Below are 15,692 nucleotides of genomic sequence, written 5' to 3'. Positions count from 1 at the left end.
GCGATCATCGCATAGGAAAAGCGTCATCTAACGTGACGAGCGTGCGCGAAGAATCACCCCTCACGGTCGTCGGGATCGGAGCCGACGGCTGGTCCGGCCTGTCCGGGCAGGCCAGGGAAGCGGTGCTGAACGCGGACGTCGTCGTGGGCTCACCGAGACAGCTCGCGTCCCTGCCCGAAGACGTGGAAACCGAAGCGTGGCCCAGCCCGCTACTCCCCGCTCTGGACGACTTCCTCGCGGACAGGGGCCGCGTCTGCGTGCTGGCCAGCGGCGATCCCCTGCTGTCCGGCATCGGCACGACGCTCATCCAGCGCGGCTACGACGTCCAGATCCTGCCCGCGCTCTCCTCGGTGACACTCGCCCGCGCGAGGCTCGGCTGGTCGGCGGAAGAGACCGAGGTCGTCACCGTCGTCGGCCGCGCGATCGGCCGGGTGAGCCGGGCACTGGCGCCGGGCCGCAGGATCCTCGTCCTCGGGGCGAACGACGTAGACCTGCGTGACCTGCTCAAAGCCCGCGGTTACGGCCGGAGCCGCGTCATCGCGCTGTCCGACCTCGGCGGCCCCGACGAGCGGGTCGGCCCAGGCTCGCTGACCGTGTTCGCCGTCGAAGCCGACGGGCCCGCGCTGCCGCTGACCGGTCTTCCGGACGACGCCTTCGAGCACGACGGCCAGCTCACCAAACGCGACCTCCGCGCGTCCGCGCTGGCCAGGCTCGCGCCATCACCCGGCGAACTGCTGTGGGACGTCGGCGCGGGCGCGGGCAGCGTCGGGATCGAGTGGTCCCGGGTGCATCCGCTGAACCGGACGATCGCGATCGAGCGGTCGCCGGAGCGAGCCGCCCGGATCATCCGGAACGCGCACGCGCTCGGGGTACCGGAACTCGACGTGGTGATCGGTGCCGCGCCGGAAGCACTCGAAGGGTTGACCAAGCCGCACGCGATCTTCCTCGGCGGCGGAGTGACCGTTCCGGGTGTTCTGGACGCCTGTCTGGCGACCGGCGCGCGGCTGGTGGCACACGGCGTCACTCTCGAATCCGAGCAGACGTTGGCCCGTGCCTATGCCGAACACGGTGGCGAACTGATCCGCGTCGGCGTCGAACAGGCCGCGCCGCTGGGCGGATTCACCGGCTGGACCCCGGCGCGGGTCGTGACACAATGGAGCAGGGCATGACAGTGCATTTCATCGGCGCGGGCCCCGGTGCCGCCGACCTCATCACCGTGCGGGGCCGTGACCTGCTCGGTCGCTGCGAAACCTGCCTTTACCCCGGCAGCATGACGCCGACGGACCTGCTCGCCTACTGCCCTCCGGAGGCAGTGCTCGTCGACACCGCGAACCTCGATCTGCCCGCGATCGTCGAGCGCATGGTCGAGGCCCACCGGAGCGGTCACGAGGTCGCGCGGCTGTGCTCCGGGGACCCGTCGCTCTACAGCGCGGTCGCCGAACAAATGCGTCGCCTCGACGTGGCCGGAGTCCCCTACGACGTCACCCCGGGCGTACCCGCGTTCGCCGCCGCGGCCGCGCTGCTCAAGCGCGAACTGACCGTGCCCGAGGTCGGCCAGAGCCTGGTCATCACGCGGGCGCAGGCCCGCTCCACGGCCATGCCACCGGGTGAAACGCTGGCGAACTTCGCGCGCACCGGCACCACGCTCGCGCTGCACCTGGCGATCAACCGCGTCGAGCAAGCAGTCGACGAATTGCGCCCCTTTTATCGGGACGACTGCCCGGCGGCGGTGGTGGCGCTGGCGAGTCAGCCGGGTGAGCAGGTGCTGCGCGGAACGCTCGGCACCATCGCCGCCCAGTCCCGCGAAGCCGGGATCAGCCGCGCGGCGATGATCTTCGTCGGGGAAGTCCTTGCCGCCGAAGGATTTCCCGACAGTTTCCTGTACTCGGCCACCCGAGATCGCGCGAACCAACCGGAGTCACTGTGAAACTGGGTCAACCTGAAAACGTGCGCTGGGGCCTGCTGGCCGCCGGGACCATCGCCGCCGAGTTCGCGGCGGGCGTCGCAGAGAGCAAGCACGGTGTGCTGGAGGCCGTCGCCGCGCGCTCCGGCGACCGGGCGGCCGAGTTCGCGAGCCGCTTCGAGATCCCGAAGTGCTACGGCTCCTACGAAGACCTTCTCGCCGACCCGGACGTCGACGCGATCTACATCTCGACGCCGCATCCGCTGCACGGCGAGTGGGCGATCCGCGCGGCCGAGGCTGGCAAGCACATCCTGTGCGAGAAACCCCTGACGGTGTCCGTCAGCGAAGCCGAGAAGGTCATCGAGGCGGCCCGCGTCAACGACGTCTTCCTCATGGAGGCGTTCATGTACCGGCTGCACCCGCAGATCCGCCGCCTGGCCGAGCTGATCTCCGGCGGCGCCATCGGTGAGGTCCGTGCCGTGGACGTCGCCTTCAGCTACGACTTCGCCGTCCCCCGGCTCACCGATCCCGCGCTGGGTGGCGGCGGGATCTTCGACGTCGGGTGTTACTGCACCTCGCTCGCGCGGCTCGTCTCGCAGGCGGCGACCGGGCAGGACGTCGTCGAGCCCGAAGAGGTGCTCGGGATGGCGAGGCTCGACGAGAACGGCATCGACGAGGTCGCGTTCGGGCTGCTGCGGCTGCCCGGCGGCATCCTCGCGCAGGTGGCCTGCGGCTTCCAGCTCACCCAGGACGACCACATCCGCGTCTACGGCTCACGAGGACAGCTGTACGTGCCGAAGCCGGCGTGGATCCACGAAATGCGCAAGCCGAAGACCTCGCAAATCATCCTCACGCCCGAAGGCGGCGAGCCCGAGGTGATCGAAGTCGAGGCGACGCAAGGCCTCTTCGCCCGCGAAGCCGACCACGTCGCCGCGCATCTCGCCGACCGGCAAGCACCCGAACTCACCTGGGCGGAGACGATCGCCAACCTGCGCACGCTGGAACGGTGGCGCGCGGCCGTGGCCCGATGACGCTGCTGATCCTGGGCGGCACCGGCGAAGCCCGGGAACTCGCGAAGGAGCTGGCGGCACGCGGCGAGCACGTCGTGTCATCGCTCGCGGGCCGCGTCGCGCGTCCGAAGCTGCCGGACGGCGAAGTCCGCGTCGGCGGCTTCGGCGGCCCGGAAGGTCTCGCGCGCTGGCTGACCGAGAACGACATCGCCGCGATGATCGACGCCACGCACCCTTTCGCCGAACGCATCGGCGCCAACGCGGTGGAAGCCGCCCGTGAGACGGGCACACCGTTGCTGAGACTGGCCAGGCCCGGCTGGGCCGGACAGCCCGGCGACACCTGGCACTGGGCCGACGACCTCGGCCACGCCGCGCGGCTGCTCCCGGCCCTCGGCGAACGCGTGTTCCTCACCAGCGGACGTCAAGGGCTCGCCGCCTTCGCCCAGCTCGATCTGTGGTTCTTGATCCGCTGCGTCGATCCGCCGGAGGCGCCGCTCCCCCGTCGGCACGAAGTCCTGCTGGACCGCGGACCGTACGAGCCCGCCAAGGAACGCGCGCTGATGGAACGGCACGGCATCGAGGTACTCGTCACCAAGGACAGCGGCGGCGCGATGACCGCGGCGAAGCTCACCGCGGCCCGCGAACTCGCCCTCCCCGTGGTCGTCGTCCGGCGGCCGCGGCGACCTGGGACGGACGGCGTAACGACAGTTCAGGACGCCTTGATCTGGCTCAGGGCCCTTGGTGAACCCGCGATCGACGTCGGCAGGACGCCACCTCGTCATCCACGCCACCTATTCGGAAATGGCGCCCTGCCACCGCGATAGCGTGCCTTCGGCCAGGGCGGGTTCGCGTACGGTCACCTTCCCGGAACCGCCCTCAGCTCCGCCCACCGGCTCAGCGTCACGACGAAGGGCAGCCCTGCGTAAGCCGTTCGGATCAGACCCGTTAGCGTTGCGCCGATGCGTCTGATCGCTGTCACGCTGGGGTTGCTGTCCGCCTTGTGCGCGTTGGCTTTCCCCTTCCTGCCGGTGGTGCAGGACACAGCGGAGGTCGTCTGGCCAACGGGCGGCGACACCCGCTCCGTCAACGCGCCCCTGACCGGGTACTGGGCACAGGACCTGCGCGTCGATCTGCCGTGCCCGACCGTCCGTTCGCTGGACGCGCGTTCGCAGGGCCAGGCACTGCTGTTCTCCACCGTGCCCGACGGCCGCACCGACCCGCGGGCAGGCAAGGGCGTCGGCCTGCAGTTGCGCATCGACAACGGCGTACTGCTCGCCGTCAGCCAAGGTCAGCAGATCGTGCAGCAGCCGCTGCCGGAGAGCAACTGCGACGTCGAACTGTCGGCGGACGCGAACCAGATGACGCTGACCGTCGCCGGGACCGTGGTGTTCCACGCCGAGGGTGACGTCCGGCCGCGGCTGGTCGGGATCTACTCGTCGATCAATGCGGGCAAGGACCCGATCGGCGGCGTGCACGTCTCGGTCGTCCCGGACACCCGCTACCAGACGTCGCCGACGGTCTTGAAGTGGATCATCGGCGTGCTCGCGGCGCTGTCGTTCATCGGCTGCCTGATCGCGGTGTGGCGGATGGACTCCGGTTTCGCCCGCCGCGCGCCGCGCTGGGCGCCGGTCGGCTGGTGGCGGCTGACCGCCCGCGACGCCACGGTGACCGTCGCGCTCGGCGCGTGGGTCTTCATCGGCCCGGTCACCTCCGACGACGGCTACATCCTCACGATGGCGAGAGTGGCCGAAGAGACCGGCTACCTGACCAACTACCACCGCTGGTTCGGCGTCGCCGAAGCGCCGTTCGGCTGGTTTTACCACGTGTATCAGCTGATGGCGCACGTCAGCACGGTGCCGCCGTGGATCCGGCTTCCGTCGTTCCTGCTCGGCGTGCTGAGCTGGCTGCTGATCAGCCGCGAGGTCATGCCGCGCCTCGGCACCCAGGTCCGGACGAGCCGCGCGGCGGGCTGGGCCGCCGCCGCGGTCTTCCTGGTCTGGTGGATGCCGTTCAACAACGGCGTCCGGCCGGAACCGGTCGCCGCGCTGGGCTCGCTGCTGGCGATCTGCGCCGTGGAGCGCGCGCTGGTGACCCGTCGCCTGCTGCCGCTGGCCCTCGGTCTCACCGCGGCCGGGTTCACCCTGGCCGCGACGCCGACCGGGCTGATCGCGGTCGCGCCGTTCCTGGTCGCCGCCCGGCCGCTGTTCAAACTGGTCCGCCAGCGCGCCGAGAACGGCTGGCTGCCGGTGCTCGCGCCGGTGCTGGCCGCCGGGCTGCTGGTGCTGGTCGTGGTGTTCGCCGACCAGACCTTCGCCACCGTGCAGGAGGCGACCCGGATCCGCACCCAGGTCGGCCCGAACCTGTCGTGGTTCCAGGAACTCGCGCGCTACCAATTGCTCTTCGAGAGCCTGCCGGACGGATCGGCGCCACGGCGGTTCCCCGTGCTGCTCGTCCTGCTGTGCACCGGGGCCTGCCTGGTGGTGCTGCTGCGCCGCGGCCGGATCCCCGGTGCCGCGCTCGGCCCCAGCCGTCGCCTGATCGGCACGGTCGCGCTGTTCTTCCTGCTGCTCGCGCTGACCCCGACCAAGTGGACGCACCACTTCGGCGCGTTCGCCGCGGTCGGCGCGGCCATGGCGGCGCTGACCGCGCTGGCGACCAGTTCGACGGTGCTGCGGTCGAGGCGTAACCGGGCGGCGTTCCTCGCCGGGCTGCTCGTGGTCGGCGCGCTGGCCGCGACCGGACCCAACTCGTTCTGGTTCGTGTCGAAACTGGGCGTGCAGTGGACCGCGGTGGCGCCTTCGATCGGCGGGATCCCGCTGTCGACGATCCTGCTGGTCGCGGCCGCGATCTCCGGGGTGTACGCGTTCGTGGAGAACGTCCGCGCGCACCGGCCGGGGCTGCCCGCGGGGCCGCAGGAAGGCCGGGGCCGGTCGCTGCGGCTCGGGTCGCTCTCGCTGGCGGTGGTCTGTGGCCTGATGGCGACGGGCGAGTTCGTCAGCATGGCGTGGGCGATCCACAACCAAGCCGGTTCCTACAGTCTCGGCGCCGCGAACTTCGGGCATCTGTCCGGCAAGAGCTGCAACCTCTCCGACCACGTGATGGTGGAACGGGACGCCGCGACCAGCATCCTGCGGGCCCAGCCCGAACAGCGGACGGTGCCGGTGAAGAAGGAGGAGCCGCCCGCCGGGGCGACCCCGCCGCTGCCCGATCCGGGGCAGGACAACGGCCGCGTGCAGACCGGGTTCCACACCCGCGCGATCGACGACAAGGACCCGCTGGCCGAACCGCCGCACGGCTTCAAACCCGACGAAGTGCCGATGTGGAGCAGTTTCCTCGACCCCGAAACGCGGGCCGGGCGGCTGCGCGGCGACTGGTACGCCCTCGCCGAAAAGCCCGCAGACGGCCAGATCGTGGTCGCCACCGCCGGAGCATCACGGCGGCCGACGTCGGTCAGCCTCGACTACGGCGTGAACACCGGCGAAGGCGTGAAGGTGCTTCGCAGCCAGTTCGTACTTCCGCCGGGCGCGGGGACCAACGGCTGGAACGACACCCGGATCAACCTGCGTGACCTGCCGGCCGAGACGACGTCCGTGCGGATCAACATCGTCGACAACGACCTCACCGAGGACGGCTGGATCGCCGCGTCGGCACCCCGCGTCCCGACGTTCACCACGCTGACCGAGAAGATCGCGGGCAAGCCGGTGTACGTCGACTGGCCCGCGTCGTTCGTCTACCCGTGTGTGCAGCCGGTGACCTCGCACGACGGCATCTCGAAGATGCCCGAGTACCGGATCACCGCGGGCGCCGTCGCCGACGAGGCGAACTGGGCGTCCAGTACCAACGGCGGCCCGATCGGCTGGCTCGAAGAGGTCGCGGCCGAACCCGAGGTGCCCAGTTACCTGATCGGCCAGCCGAGTCAGTCGTGGGGACAGCTGCTGCAGGTCGAACCGTTCACCGAGGGGATCGCTCCGACGATCATCCACGGTGAGAAGGTCGTGCCCGGCTGGTGGTCGCCGGGTCCGGGACCGCGGCAGCCGAACGGCAAGGACCCGACGCGCTAGGAGCTGACGTGCTAGGAGCTGACGTGCTCGGAGCTGAAGGGGACTTTCCCCGCGTAAGACGCAGCGAAGGGGCCCATCACCGCATGAGACGCGGTGATGGGCCCCTTCAGCCAGTGGCGATGTCACGTGACCAGATGGACGACACACGTGCGGCCAGGCTGCGCGGCGAGTCGTCCGTCTGGACACGAGTGTCGTCCATCCCATCACGCGTGTCGTCCGTCGGCTCACGCGTGCCGGTGACCGGTCCCGCTGCCCGGGGGGTGGGTGGAAATAGGGACACTCAACGTCCCTATTTCCACACACCCCTTGATAGAACCGTCCCTACCCCTCACGAAACCCATCGCTCACCGGACAGCCAGCACGGCCAACGCCGGCGGCAGCGGACCGTCGTGCAGGACCCCGAGCCGCTGGGTCGCGCGAGTGAGCGCGACGTAGAGCTCGGCCGCACCCCGCGGCCCGTCGGCGAGGATCCGCACCGGGTCCACGACGAGGACGGCGTCGAACTCGAGGCCCTTTGTCTCCGAGGCGGGCACGGTGCCCGGTACCCCGGGCGGTCCGATCACGACGCTGGTGCCTTCACGGCCGGCTTCGTCCTTGACGAACTCCTCGATGGCGCCGGCCAGCGAGTCGTCGGTGACCGGCCGAGCCCACGGCAGGACACCGCTTGAGCGGACCGAATCCGGTGCCCGGACCTCGGGTGCGAAATCGGCGAGCACAGCGGCGGCGACGGCCATGATCTCCGCCGGGGTGCGGTAGTTCACCGTCAGGGACCGGTAGACCCACCGGCCCGGCACGTACGGCTCCAGCATCGAGCCCCACGACCGTGCCCCGGCCTCGGACCGGCGTTGCGCGAGGTCGCCGACGACGGTGAAGGACCGGTTGGGGCAACGGCGCATCAGCACCCGCCAGTCCATTTCGGACAGTTCCTGCGCCTCGTCGACCACGACGTGCCGGTACGTCCAGTCCCGGTCCGCGGAAGCGCGTTCGACGAGGCCGCGCGTGTCGTGCTCGACGAAGCGATCGGCGAGTTCGTCGGCGAAGAGCAGGTTTTCGGCGGACAGCAGGACGTCCTCGTCCATCTCCTCGCGGTCCAGCTTCATCGTGTCCAGCACACCTTCGGCGTACTCGGCCTCGGCCTTCTTCGCCCGCTCGACGGCTGCCTCGGCCGCCTTCTCCGCCGCCGTGTCCCGGCTGAGGAGGTCGACGAGTTCGTCGAGCAGCGGCGTGTCCGACACCGTCCATGCCGCACCGTCGGCACGCAGCAGCGCCTGGTCGGCGCCCGCCGCACGAAGCCGTTCCGACGACGAAAAGAGCGACCCCAGCAGGCTTTCCGGCGTCAGGATCGGCCAGAGCGCGTCGAGCGCGGCGGTGAACGTCTCGCTCTCCGCCAGCTCCTTGAGCAGGTCCTTGCGCAGCCGCTCCCATTCGTCACGGTCGTCCCGGCTCAGCCAGCCGCGGCCGATCCGCGCGATCGCCCGCTCGGTCAGGACGTAGGTGACGATGTCGGTGAACACCGCGCGCGCTTCGTTGTGCGGCAACCCGCTCTTGCGCGCCTCCTCCCTTGCCCAGTCCGCGGTTTCGGCGTCGATCCGGACGGTGACGTCGGACAGGTCGATCGGCAGCGGCTCCTCCGGCAGCGACTGCCGATCGGCGACGGCCGCGGCCAGGACGTCCAGCATTTTCAGCGAGCCCTTGAGCCGCGCCGCCTCCGGACCGTCCTCGGCGGTGACGTGTTTGCCGGGGACGAAGTCGCCGGTGGTCATGAACACCACGTCGGTCTCGCCCAGCGACGGCAGAACCCGTCCGATGTGGTGCAGGAACGCCGGATTCGGCCCGACCACGAGCACGCCGTGCCGTTCCATCCGCTCGCGCTGGGTGTAGAGCAGGTACGCGACGCGGTGCAGCGCCACCACGGTCTTCCCGGTACCCGGCCCGCCCTCGATCACCAGCACACCGGGGTGCTCGTGCCGGATGATCTCGTCCTGTTCGGCCTGGATCGTCGCGACGATGTCGCGCATGCCCTCGCCGCGCGGCGCGTTGACGGCCGCGAGCAGCGCCGCGTCACCCTCCGCGTCACCGCCGGGACGGCCGAACACCTCGTCGGTGAACCCGAGCACCTCGCGCCCGCGCGTGCGGAACTGACGGCGACGGCGCATCTTTTCCGGTGTCGCACCGGTCGCGGTGTAGAACGGGCGCGCCGCCGGTGCCCGCCAGTCGAGCAGCACCGGCTCGTAGTCGTTCTTCTCGTCGAAGAGCCCGATGCGGCCGATGTGGAAGGTCTCCCCCGCGACGCTGTCCAGCCTGCCGAAGCACAGTCCGTTGTCCACGACTTCCAGCCGCCGCGACTCCCTGGCCAGCGCCCGCACCTCGACGTCGCGTTCCATGGCCGTCCCGCCGGTTCCCCCCAGCGCTGCCTGGTGCTCGCCCTTCACCCGCGCTCGCTCGGCGTCCAGGCGCGCGTAGAGCCCGGCGACGTACTCGCGCTCGGACAGCAGCTCTTCTTCATGACCCTGAGTTGACACAGACTCCCATTTCGCCAGGTTTCGGCTACGGCGAGTGAGTTTGAAGCATGACCGGGGTCTTGCGGCAAGTCCCCCTATGCGCTATATGTTTATTACGGAGAGAGTCGCTCATCCATCCGGTGGCAAGTTTTCGAGCCCCGGAAAGTACCTCTTCCACTCTTCCCGGCACCGGTCCTGGCCCGGGAGTCGTCCATCGCCCAGAGCCACTCGAGGCCAGTTCGCCGACGTCTCGCAACCGGACGGTCCGGCAGGCGCGCAACGCGGGGCTGGGCCGTCACTCGTAGCTGCGCGGTGTCCAGACGATGCCGTTCTCGGCGCGAGTCTTCGACGAGCCCACGATCAGCAGGCAGCGCATGTCCACGCTCGCCGGATCCAGCGTGCCGAGGGTGACGACGCGGATGTCCTCCTCCGGGCCGCCGACGTCGCGGGCGACGACCACCGGCGTCTCCGGCGCGCGATGCCGGAGCAGGACGTCGCGGGCCTGTGCGAGCTGCGTGGTCCGCGTGCGCGACGCCGGGTTGTACAGCGCGAGCACGAGATCCGCGGCACCCGCGGCGTCGAGCCGCTTCTCGATGATCTCCCACGGCTTGAGCCGGTCGGACAGTGAGAGCACGCAGTAGTCGTGCCCCAGTGGGGCGCCGACCCGGGACGCGGCCGCCTGCGCGGCGGTCACCCCCGGCACGATCCGGACCCGCGTCCCCGTGCCGTGTCCGGCGGCGGCCTGCTCCAGCACGGCCGACGCCATCGCGAACACACCTGGGTCGCCCGAGGACACCACCGCGACCTTGGCGCCGTTCGCGGCCAACTCGAGCGCCTCGACGGCGCGGTCCGCCTCGACCCGGTTACCCGACGCGTGCCGCTGTTGGCCCGCACGCTGCGGCACCCGCGCGACGTACGGGCCGTAGCCGACGATGTGCTCCGCCGCGGCCAGTTCCTCGGTCGCTTCAGGGGTCAGCCAGTCCGGGCCAGCCGGGCCGAGGCCGACGACCACGACTTCGCCACCGGTGTGGGTTTCAGCGGGCTTCGCCGTCTCCTGCTCCCCCGCGAGACGCGACGCGTAGGCCGGGCTGGGCAGCAGCGCCAGCGAGAAGTACGGCACCGAGTCCGGGTCGACGCCGGCGAGCGGCTCGACGCGCTGCGTCGGCCAGGTCGCCCGTTCGACGTACACGGCATCGTCCAGTTTCCCGGCTTCGGCCAGTGCCTCGCGGACGTTGCCGAACGTGCGGCCGAGCTTGAGCACCGCCGCGGCCTGCGTGTCGGCGAGGCGTCGCGCGAGTTCCGGCGCGGGCAGCGTGCCGGGCAGGATGGTGAGGACCTCGTCGCGCTGCACCAGCGGACGGCCGAGCACCGACGACGCCGCGCTGACCGACGTCACGCCGGGAACCACGGTCGCCTCGTAGCGGTCGGCGAGCCGTTCGTGCATGTACATGTAGGAGCCGTAGAAGAACGGGTCGCCTTCACAGAGGACGACCACGTCACGTCCGGCGTCGAGGTGTTCGGCAAGCCGTTTCGCGCTCAGTTCGTAGAAATCGGCGATGGCGCCTTCGTAGCCGCCGGGGTGGTCGGTGGTCTCGGTGGTGACCGGGTAGACCAGCTTCTCCTCGATCCGGCCGTCCCGCAGGTACGGCTCGGCGACCGAACGCGCGATGCTCCGGCCGTGCCGCGCGCTGTGATAGGCGATGACGTCGGCCTCGCCGATCAGCCGCGCGGCCTTGACCGTCATCAGTTCCGGGTCACCGGGTCCGAGCCCGACGCCCCAGAGTTTTCCGAGCCCGCTCATTCGACCTCACTCGCCATCGCGTTGATCGCGGCGACGGCCATCGCGCTGCCGCCGCGGCGTCCGTGCACCACCAGGTACGGCGCGGGAGCACGCTGCACGAGCTCCACTTTGGACTCGGCGGCGCCCACGAAGCCCACCGGGACGCCGATGATCGCCGCCGGGGCACCGACGCCCTCGTCGAGCAGTTCCAGCAGGCGGAACAACGCGGTGGGCGCGTTGCCGATCGCCACCACGGAGCCGGGCAGCTTGTCGCGCCACAGCTCCAGCGCCGCCGCGGAGCGAGTGGTGCCCATCCGCTCGGCCAGCCCCGGCACCTTCGGGTCGGACAACGTGCACAGCACCTCGTTGGCCGAAGGCAAACGTTTGCGGGTCACGCCGGATGCGATCATGTTCGCGTCGCAGAAGATCGGCGCACCCGCTTCGAGGGCCGCGCGGCCGGACTCCACCACGTCCAGGCTGTAGCGGAGGTCGTCGACCAGGTCGACCATCCCGCACGCGTGGATCATCCGCACGGCCAGCACCGCGACGTCGTCGGGCAGGATCGCGAGATCCGCCTCCTCGCGGATGGTGGCGAACGAATGCCGGTAGATCTCGGCCCCGTCCCGGATGTAGTCGATCACTGCTGTCCCTTCAATTCGGCACTGCCCTTCCGCGCCAACGTCCTGGCCAGGTCGCCGACCGGGACCCATGCCCCGTCGACCAGATAACCGTCCTCCGCCGCGAGCACGTCGACGTGCTCACGCGCGGGCTTTCCGCACCGCCGCGCACAACCGGCGAAATGGACCCTCGGGGTCTGGCCGACCCGCGCCGCGTCGGCCCGGACGTCGGCGAGCGACTTCGCGCAGCCCGGACGCCCGATGCAGGCACTGATCCCGAGCGACGGCGCGGCCGGATCGGTGATCAGGCCGGCGTCGTCGTCCAACGTGCCGAAGACGAGGATCGAGCGCCACGGCGTCACCACGGCGTTCCCGGCCTTCACGATCGCGCGCGCCTGTTCGGCGGCCAGGCGGCCGAAGACCGGCGCGACCCCGAAGGCGTCACCGATAGGCCCGATGGGCAGGCCAGGGTTCGTGTCGAAGATCCGGGGTTCTTCGGTTTCGCCCGGTATGCCATGAAGAAGTGGTTCTGGGTCGTGGAGTTCACCGACCCGCCAGGCGGTTTCCCTGATCCGGACGAAGGCGCGCGCGACCGCGATCAACGCCTCGACGGCGTTCTCCACGGCGACGCGCAGGCCGGTGTCTGCGCCGTCGAGCAGCAACGCGCCGTCACGCCAGCAGACATCGGCGCCCTCCCCAGAGACGTCGCCGCGACCGCCGTCGAGGGCGAAGAGGAAGCGTCCGGGAAGTTCGGCCAGCTCAGGGACGGCACACAGGGCCTTGTCGAGTGCCGGGGCGAGTTCTTGGGCGGTGCCACTCAGGGGCGAGGCGAGGATGTTGCGGACGCGTTCGTGCGACGGCGAGGGCAGGAGCCCGGCCGCGGAGAGTCTGCTCGCGAGACCCGGACGGGTGACGCCGCGCAGCTGGACGTTGCCACGGGAGGTCAGGTGGAGAGCGCCGTCGCCGAGGTCGTCGGCGGCGTCCGCGAGGACCGTGAGCTGCTCTTTCGTGATGGCTCCGCCGGGCAGCCGGATCCGGGCGAGCGGACCGTCGGCGGCGTCGTGCGTGGCGAAAACGCCGGGGCACGCGTCGGCTCGGACACGCGTGCTCGTGGACATGCGCTCACTGTAGATGGCCACCCCGAGCAAGAGTATCTCTCAGATCATATGTAGTAGGTGTGCTACATTCAGTCGCAGCACTGAGATGGGGGTGACCAATGAGAGATCCACAAGAGCTGATGATCTCCGTCAAAGATCTTCGGATGCGGTACGGGACGAACGACGTCCTCCACGGCGTGGACTTCACCGCGCACCGCGGCGAGGTGATCTGCCTGCTGGGGCCGAACGGGGCGGGCAAGACCACGACGATCGAGATCCTCGAAGGCTTCCGGATGCGGTCGGAGGGCGAGGTCAGCGTGCTGGGCATCGACCCGGCACGCGCGGACGAGAACTGGAGGGCGCGGCTGGGGGTCGTCCTCCAAGCTTGGCGTGACCACGCGAAATGGCGGGTTCGGGAACTGCTGGAGCACCTCGGCGGCTACTATGCGCCGTACTCCACCGACCGCATCAAGCGGCCGTGGGATCCGGACGAACTGGTCGCCGCGGTCGGGCTGACCGAGCACGCGGACAAGAAGGTCCGGATGCTCTCGGGCGGGCAGCGGCGCAGGCTGGATGTCGCGATCGGCATCGTCGGCCGTCCGGAACTGCTGTTCCTCGACGAACCGACCGCCGGACTGGATCCGGAGGCCCGGCGCGAATTCCACGAACTCGTGCACCGGCTGACCGATGACGACGACACGACGATCCTGCTGACCACGCACGACCTCGACGAAGCCGAGAAGCTGGCCGACCGGATCCTGGTCCTGAACCACGGCCGGATCGTCGCCGACGGTTCCGCCGACGCGCTGAGCAGGCAGATCGCCGGCGAGGCCGAGGTGCGCTGGACGCTGGACGGTCAGCGGTTCGTGCACTCGACCACGGAATCGACGAAGTACGTGCACGAACTGTTCAAGCAGCACGGGGACGCCGTCGGCGACCTGGAGGTCCGCCGGGCGTCACTGGAGGACACCTACATGACCCTGGTCCGCAAGGCCGAAGCTCCCCGCTCGGAGGTGGGTGTGTGATGAACCCGGTGCAGCACAGCGTCCGGCTGGGCATCCGACGGGGCTGGCTCGAAGCCCGCCAGATGATGACCAACAGCGAAGACCTGTTCAACACCTTCCTCTTCCCGGCGATGTTCGTGATCGCCATGTTCTTCATGCGCAACGCGAAACTGCCGGGAACGGAGTTCTCGCTCGGCGCCGCCACCGTGCCGAGCGTGCTGGGCGCGTCGATCGTGTTCAGCGGCATGCTCGGGATGGCCGGCATCCTCGCCGTCGAACGCGAGGACGGCACCCTCCTGCGCGCCAAGGCGACCCCGAACGGGATGGTCGGCTATCTCATCGGCAAGGTCGTCACGGTGTCCTTCAGCACGGTCATCGGAATCGTGCTGGTCCTGATCCCCAGCCTGGTCCTGTTCGACGGCATCGCGCCCGGCGGGCTGACGTCGTGGCTGGGCCTGCTGTGGGTGCTGGTGCTCGGCCTGCTCGCCACCATGCCGATCGGCGCGATCTTCGGCTCGCTGACCAAGAACGCGCGCAGCATCGGCCTGGTCATGCTGCCCACCCTCGGCCTTGGCGCGATCTCCGGGATCTTCTACCCCATCACCGCGCTGCCGGAATGGCTGCAGGGCATCGCGCAGGTGTTCCCGATGTACTGGCTCGGCCTCGGCATGCGGTCGGCGCTGCTGCCGGACTCGACGGTGATGATCGAGATCGGGCAGTCTTGGCGGCCGTGGGAGACCCTCGGCGTGCTGACCGCGTGGACCGTGATCGGATTGGCACTGGCCCCGATCGTCCTGCGGCGCATGGCGCGGCGGGAGTCCGGGTCCTCGGTGGCGGCACGACGGGAAAAGGCGATGCAGCGAATTGGCTAGCTCATGAGCGAGGTCGTTTACAACCGGATCGCGATGCTACGGGCGGAACGGGGCATCTCCCGCCGCGAGCTCGCCGATGCGCTGGGCGTGCACTACCAGACCATCGGCTACCTCGAACGCGGCGAGTACAGCCCGAGCCTCTACCTCGCGTTGCGGATCGCGGGGTTCTTCGAGGTGGCGGTGGAGATCATCTTCTCCACCGCCCCCTTCCCGCGCATCGGCGATTCCTCGGAGCGGTCGGCGTGAGTCTGCCGGAGCGGGCGCACGCGCATGCCGTGCGGCTGGGGCGGGATGGGATCGGGGCGAGGAGCTTCTGCTCGCCGTCCTGGATGAGAGCTTCGGGTACTTCATCTTCGTCTCGCTGGAGATTCCTCGCGACGTCCTCGTGTGGCAGCTGGAGAAAGCGGTCGCGGCGAATTCGGCACCGGCCACTGAGACCGTCGAGGGTTTCTCGGTCGACGGTGAGGCTTTCGAGGTCTTGCGGTCTGGCTCACTCGGCGTTGTCGAGCTGATCGCCGGACTGTTGTCGGCCGGAGGTGGCGCGGCTCGGATGCTGAGCGAACACGGCGTGACGGCGGATCTGGTGCGGGTGACCCACGACAGAATCTGGGACCGCGTCAGGGAAAGCCGCGTTGGGGAAGGTAAGGGACCTCCACCTGCGCCAGGCCCGGCCGACCCGCCACCTCGCCGACCAATGGCGATGATCTCGTTATCGGGGTGGGCAGCTGCGTGTCGCAATTAGTCGACTAAATGCGGTAACCGCGCACACCTGGCCGAATCACTTTTCAGTGCAGGTGACAAGGGTGGCGACCGCCGGGTTGGGCCAGTACCTGGCGAAGATCGAGTC

At 69.9% G+C, this 15,692-nt stretch carries 12 protein-coding genes; 8 read left to right on the top strand and 4 right to left on the bottom strand.

Features of this window, described 5'->3' with window-relative positions:
• The first annotated feature begins 32 nt into the window (after window positions 1–32).
• From cbiE to ACM6LR_RS24700, 5 genes are all read left to right on the top strand, one after another.
• Window positions 33–1,169, top strand: a complete 1,137-nt coding sequence (gene cbiE, locus ACM6LR_RS24720) for a precorrin-6y C5,15-methyltransferase (decarboxylating) subunit CbiE (protein ID WP_414941108.1) — start codon at window positions 33–35, stop codon at window positions 1,167–1,169.
• The gene (gene cobM, locus ACM6LR_RS24715; protein ID WP_414941109.1) at window positions 1,166–1,927 is read left to right on the top strand and encodes a precorrin-4 C(11)-methyltransferase; all 762 of its coding nucleotides are present in this window, start codon (window positions 1,166–1,168) and stop codon (window positions 1,925–1,927) included. The genes cbiE and cobM overlap by 4 nt, the downstream gene beginning before the upstream one ends.
• Window positions 1,928–1,947: 20 nt before the next feature.
• Complete coding sequence (locus tag ACM6LR_RS24710) at window positions 1,948–2,934, top strand: Gfo/Idh/MocA family protein (protein ID WP_414941110.1); 987 nt, start codon at window positions 1,948–1,950, stop codon at window positions 2,932–2,934.
• Window positions 2,931–3,737, top strand: a complete 807-nt coding sequence (locus ACM6LR_RS24705; protein ID WP_414941192.1) for a cobalt-precorrin-6A reductase — start codon at window positions 2,931–2,933, stop codon at window positions 3,735–3,737. The genes ACM6LR_RS24710 and ACM6LR_RS24705 overlap by 4 nt, the downstream gene beginning before the upstream one ends.
• Window positions 3,738–3,872: 135 nt before the next feature.
• Window positions 3,873–6,974: an arabinosyltransferase domain-containing protein gene (locus tag ACM6LR_RS24700; protein WP_414944591.1), complete on the top strand. Its 3,102-nt coding sequence runs from the start codon at window positions 3,873–3,875 to the stop codon at window positions 6,972–6,974.
• A 344-nt stretch (window positions 6,975–7,318) separates the two neighbouring features.
• On the opposite strand, the gene helR is transcribed toward ACM6LR_RS24700, so the two are convergent.
• The 4 genes from helR to ACM6LR_RS24680 form a co-directional block, all read right to left on the bottom strand.
• Window positions 7,319–9,496, bottom strand: a complete 2,178-nt coding sequence (gene helR / locus ACM6LR_RS24695) for an RNA polymerase recycling motor ATPase HelR (protein WP_414944590.1) — start codon at window positions 9,494–9,496, stop codon at window positions 7,319–7,321.
• A 274-nt stretch (window positions 9,497–9,770) separates the two neighbouring features.
• Window positions 9,771–11,276, bottom strand: coding sequence for a precorrin-2 C(20)-methyltransferase (locus ACM6LR_RS24690; protein ID WP_414941113.1), 1,506 nt, complete (start codon window positions 11,274–11,276; stop codon window positions 9,771–9,773).
• Complete coding sequence (locus ACM6LR_RS24685) at window positions 11,273–11,896, bottom strand: precorrin-8X methylmutase (protein WP_414944589.1); 624 nt, start codon at window positions 11,894–11,896, stop codon at window positions 11,273–11,275. The genes ACM6LR_RS24690 and ACM6LR_RS24685 overlap by 4 nt, the downstream gene beginning before the upstream one ends.
• Complete coding sequence (locus tag ACM6LR_RS24680) at window positions 11,893–12,990, bottom strand: precorrin-3B synthase (RefSeq protein ID WP_414944588.1); 1,098 nt, start codon at window positions 12,988–12,990, stop codon at window positions 11,893–11,895. The genes ACM6LR_RS24685 and ACM6LR_RS24680 overlap by 4 nt, the downstream gene beginning before the upstream one ends.
• A 98-nt stretch (window positions 12,991–13,088) precedes the next feature.
• Between ACM6LR_RS24680 and ACM6LR_RS24675 the strand changes: the two genes are divergently transcribed.
• Genes ACM6LR_RS24675 through ACM6LR_RS24665 form a run of 3 tightly spaced genes read left to right on the top strand, consistent with a single transcriptional unit; the run spans window position 13,089 to window position 15,091 of the window.
• Window positions 13,089–13,994, top strand: coding sequence for an ABC transporter ATP-binding protein (locus tag ACM6LR_RS24675; RefSeq protein WP_414944587.1), 906 nt, complete (start codon window positions 13,089–13,091; stop codon window positions 13,992–13,994).
• The gene (locus ACM6LR_RS24670; RefSeq protein WP_414941117.1) at window positions 13,994–14,845 is read left to right on the top strand and encodes an ABC transporter permease; all 852 of its coding nucleotides are present in this window, start codon (window positions 13,994–13,996) and stop codon (window positions 14,843–14,845) included. The genes ACM6LR_RS24675 and ACM6LR_RS24670 overlap by 1 nt, the downstream gene beginning before the upstream one ends.
• Window positions 14,846–14,848: 3 nt before the next feature.
• A complete protein-coding gene (locus ACM6LR_RS24665; protein WP_020634313.1) occupies window positions 14,849–15,091 on the top strand; it encodes a helix-turn-helix transcriptional regulator in 243 nt (80 codons plus the stop codon).
• The last annotated feature ends 601 nt before the right edge of the window (window positions 15,092–15,692 follow it).

Origin of the sequence: Amycolatopsis sp. cmx-11-32, from assembly GCF_047608695.1 — a bacterium.
In the GTDB taxonomy this organism is placed as follows: domain Bacteria; phylum Actinomycetota; class Actinomycetes; order Mycobacteriales; family Pseudonocardiaceae; genus Amycolatopsis.
This window is presented reverse-complemented; position numbering and strand designations above follow the sequence as displayed.

Coding starts and splice junctions, on each gene's coding strand:
- cobM (WP_414941109.1), top strand. CDS start 1,166: ATGACAGTGCATTTCATCGGCGCGGGCCCCGGTGCCGCCGACCTCATC.
- ACM6LR_RS24705 (WP_414941192.1), top strand. CDS start 2,931: ATGACGCTGCTGATCCTGGGCGGCACCGGCGAAGCCCGGGAACTCGCG.
- ACM6LR_RS24700 (WP_414944591.1), top strand. CDS start 3,873: ATGCGTCTGATCGCTGTCACGCTGGGGTTGCTGTCCGCCTTGTGCGCG.
- ACM6LR_RS24690 (WP_414941113.1), bottom strand. CDS start 11,276: ATGAGCGGGCTCGGAAAACTCTGGGGCGTCGGGCTCGGACCCGGTGAC.
- ACM6LR_RS24680 (WP_414944588.1), bottom strand. CDS start 12,990: ATGTCCACGAGCACGCGTGTCCGAGCCGACGCGTGCCCCGGCGTTTTC.
- ACM6LR_RS24675 (WP_414944587.1), top strand. CDS start 13,089: ATGAGAGATCCACAAGAGCTGATGATCTCCGTCAAAGATCTTCGGATG.
- ACM6LR_RS24670 (WP_414941117.1), top strand. CDS start 13,994: ATGAACCCGGTGCAGCACAGCGTCCGGCTGGGCATCCGACGGGGCTGG.
- ACM6LR_RS24665 (WP_020634313.1), top strand. CDS start 14,849: ATGAGCGAGGTCGTTTACAACCGGATCGCGATGCTACGGGCGGAACGG.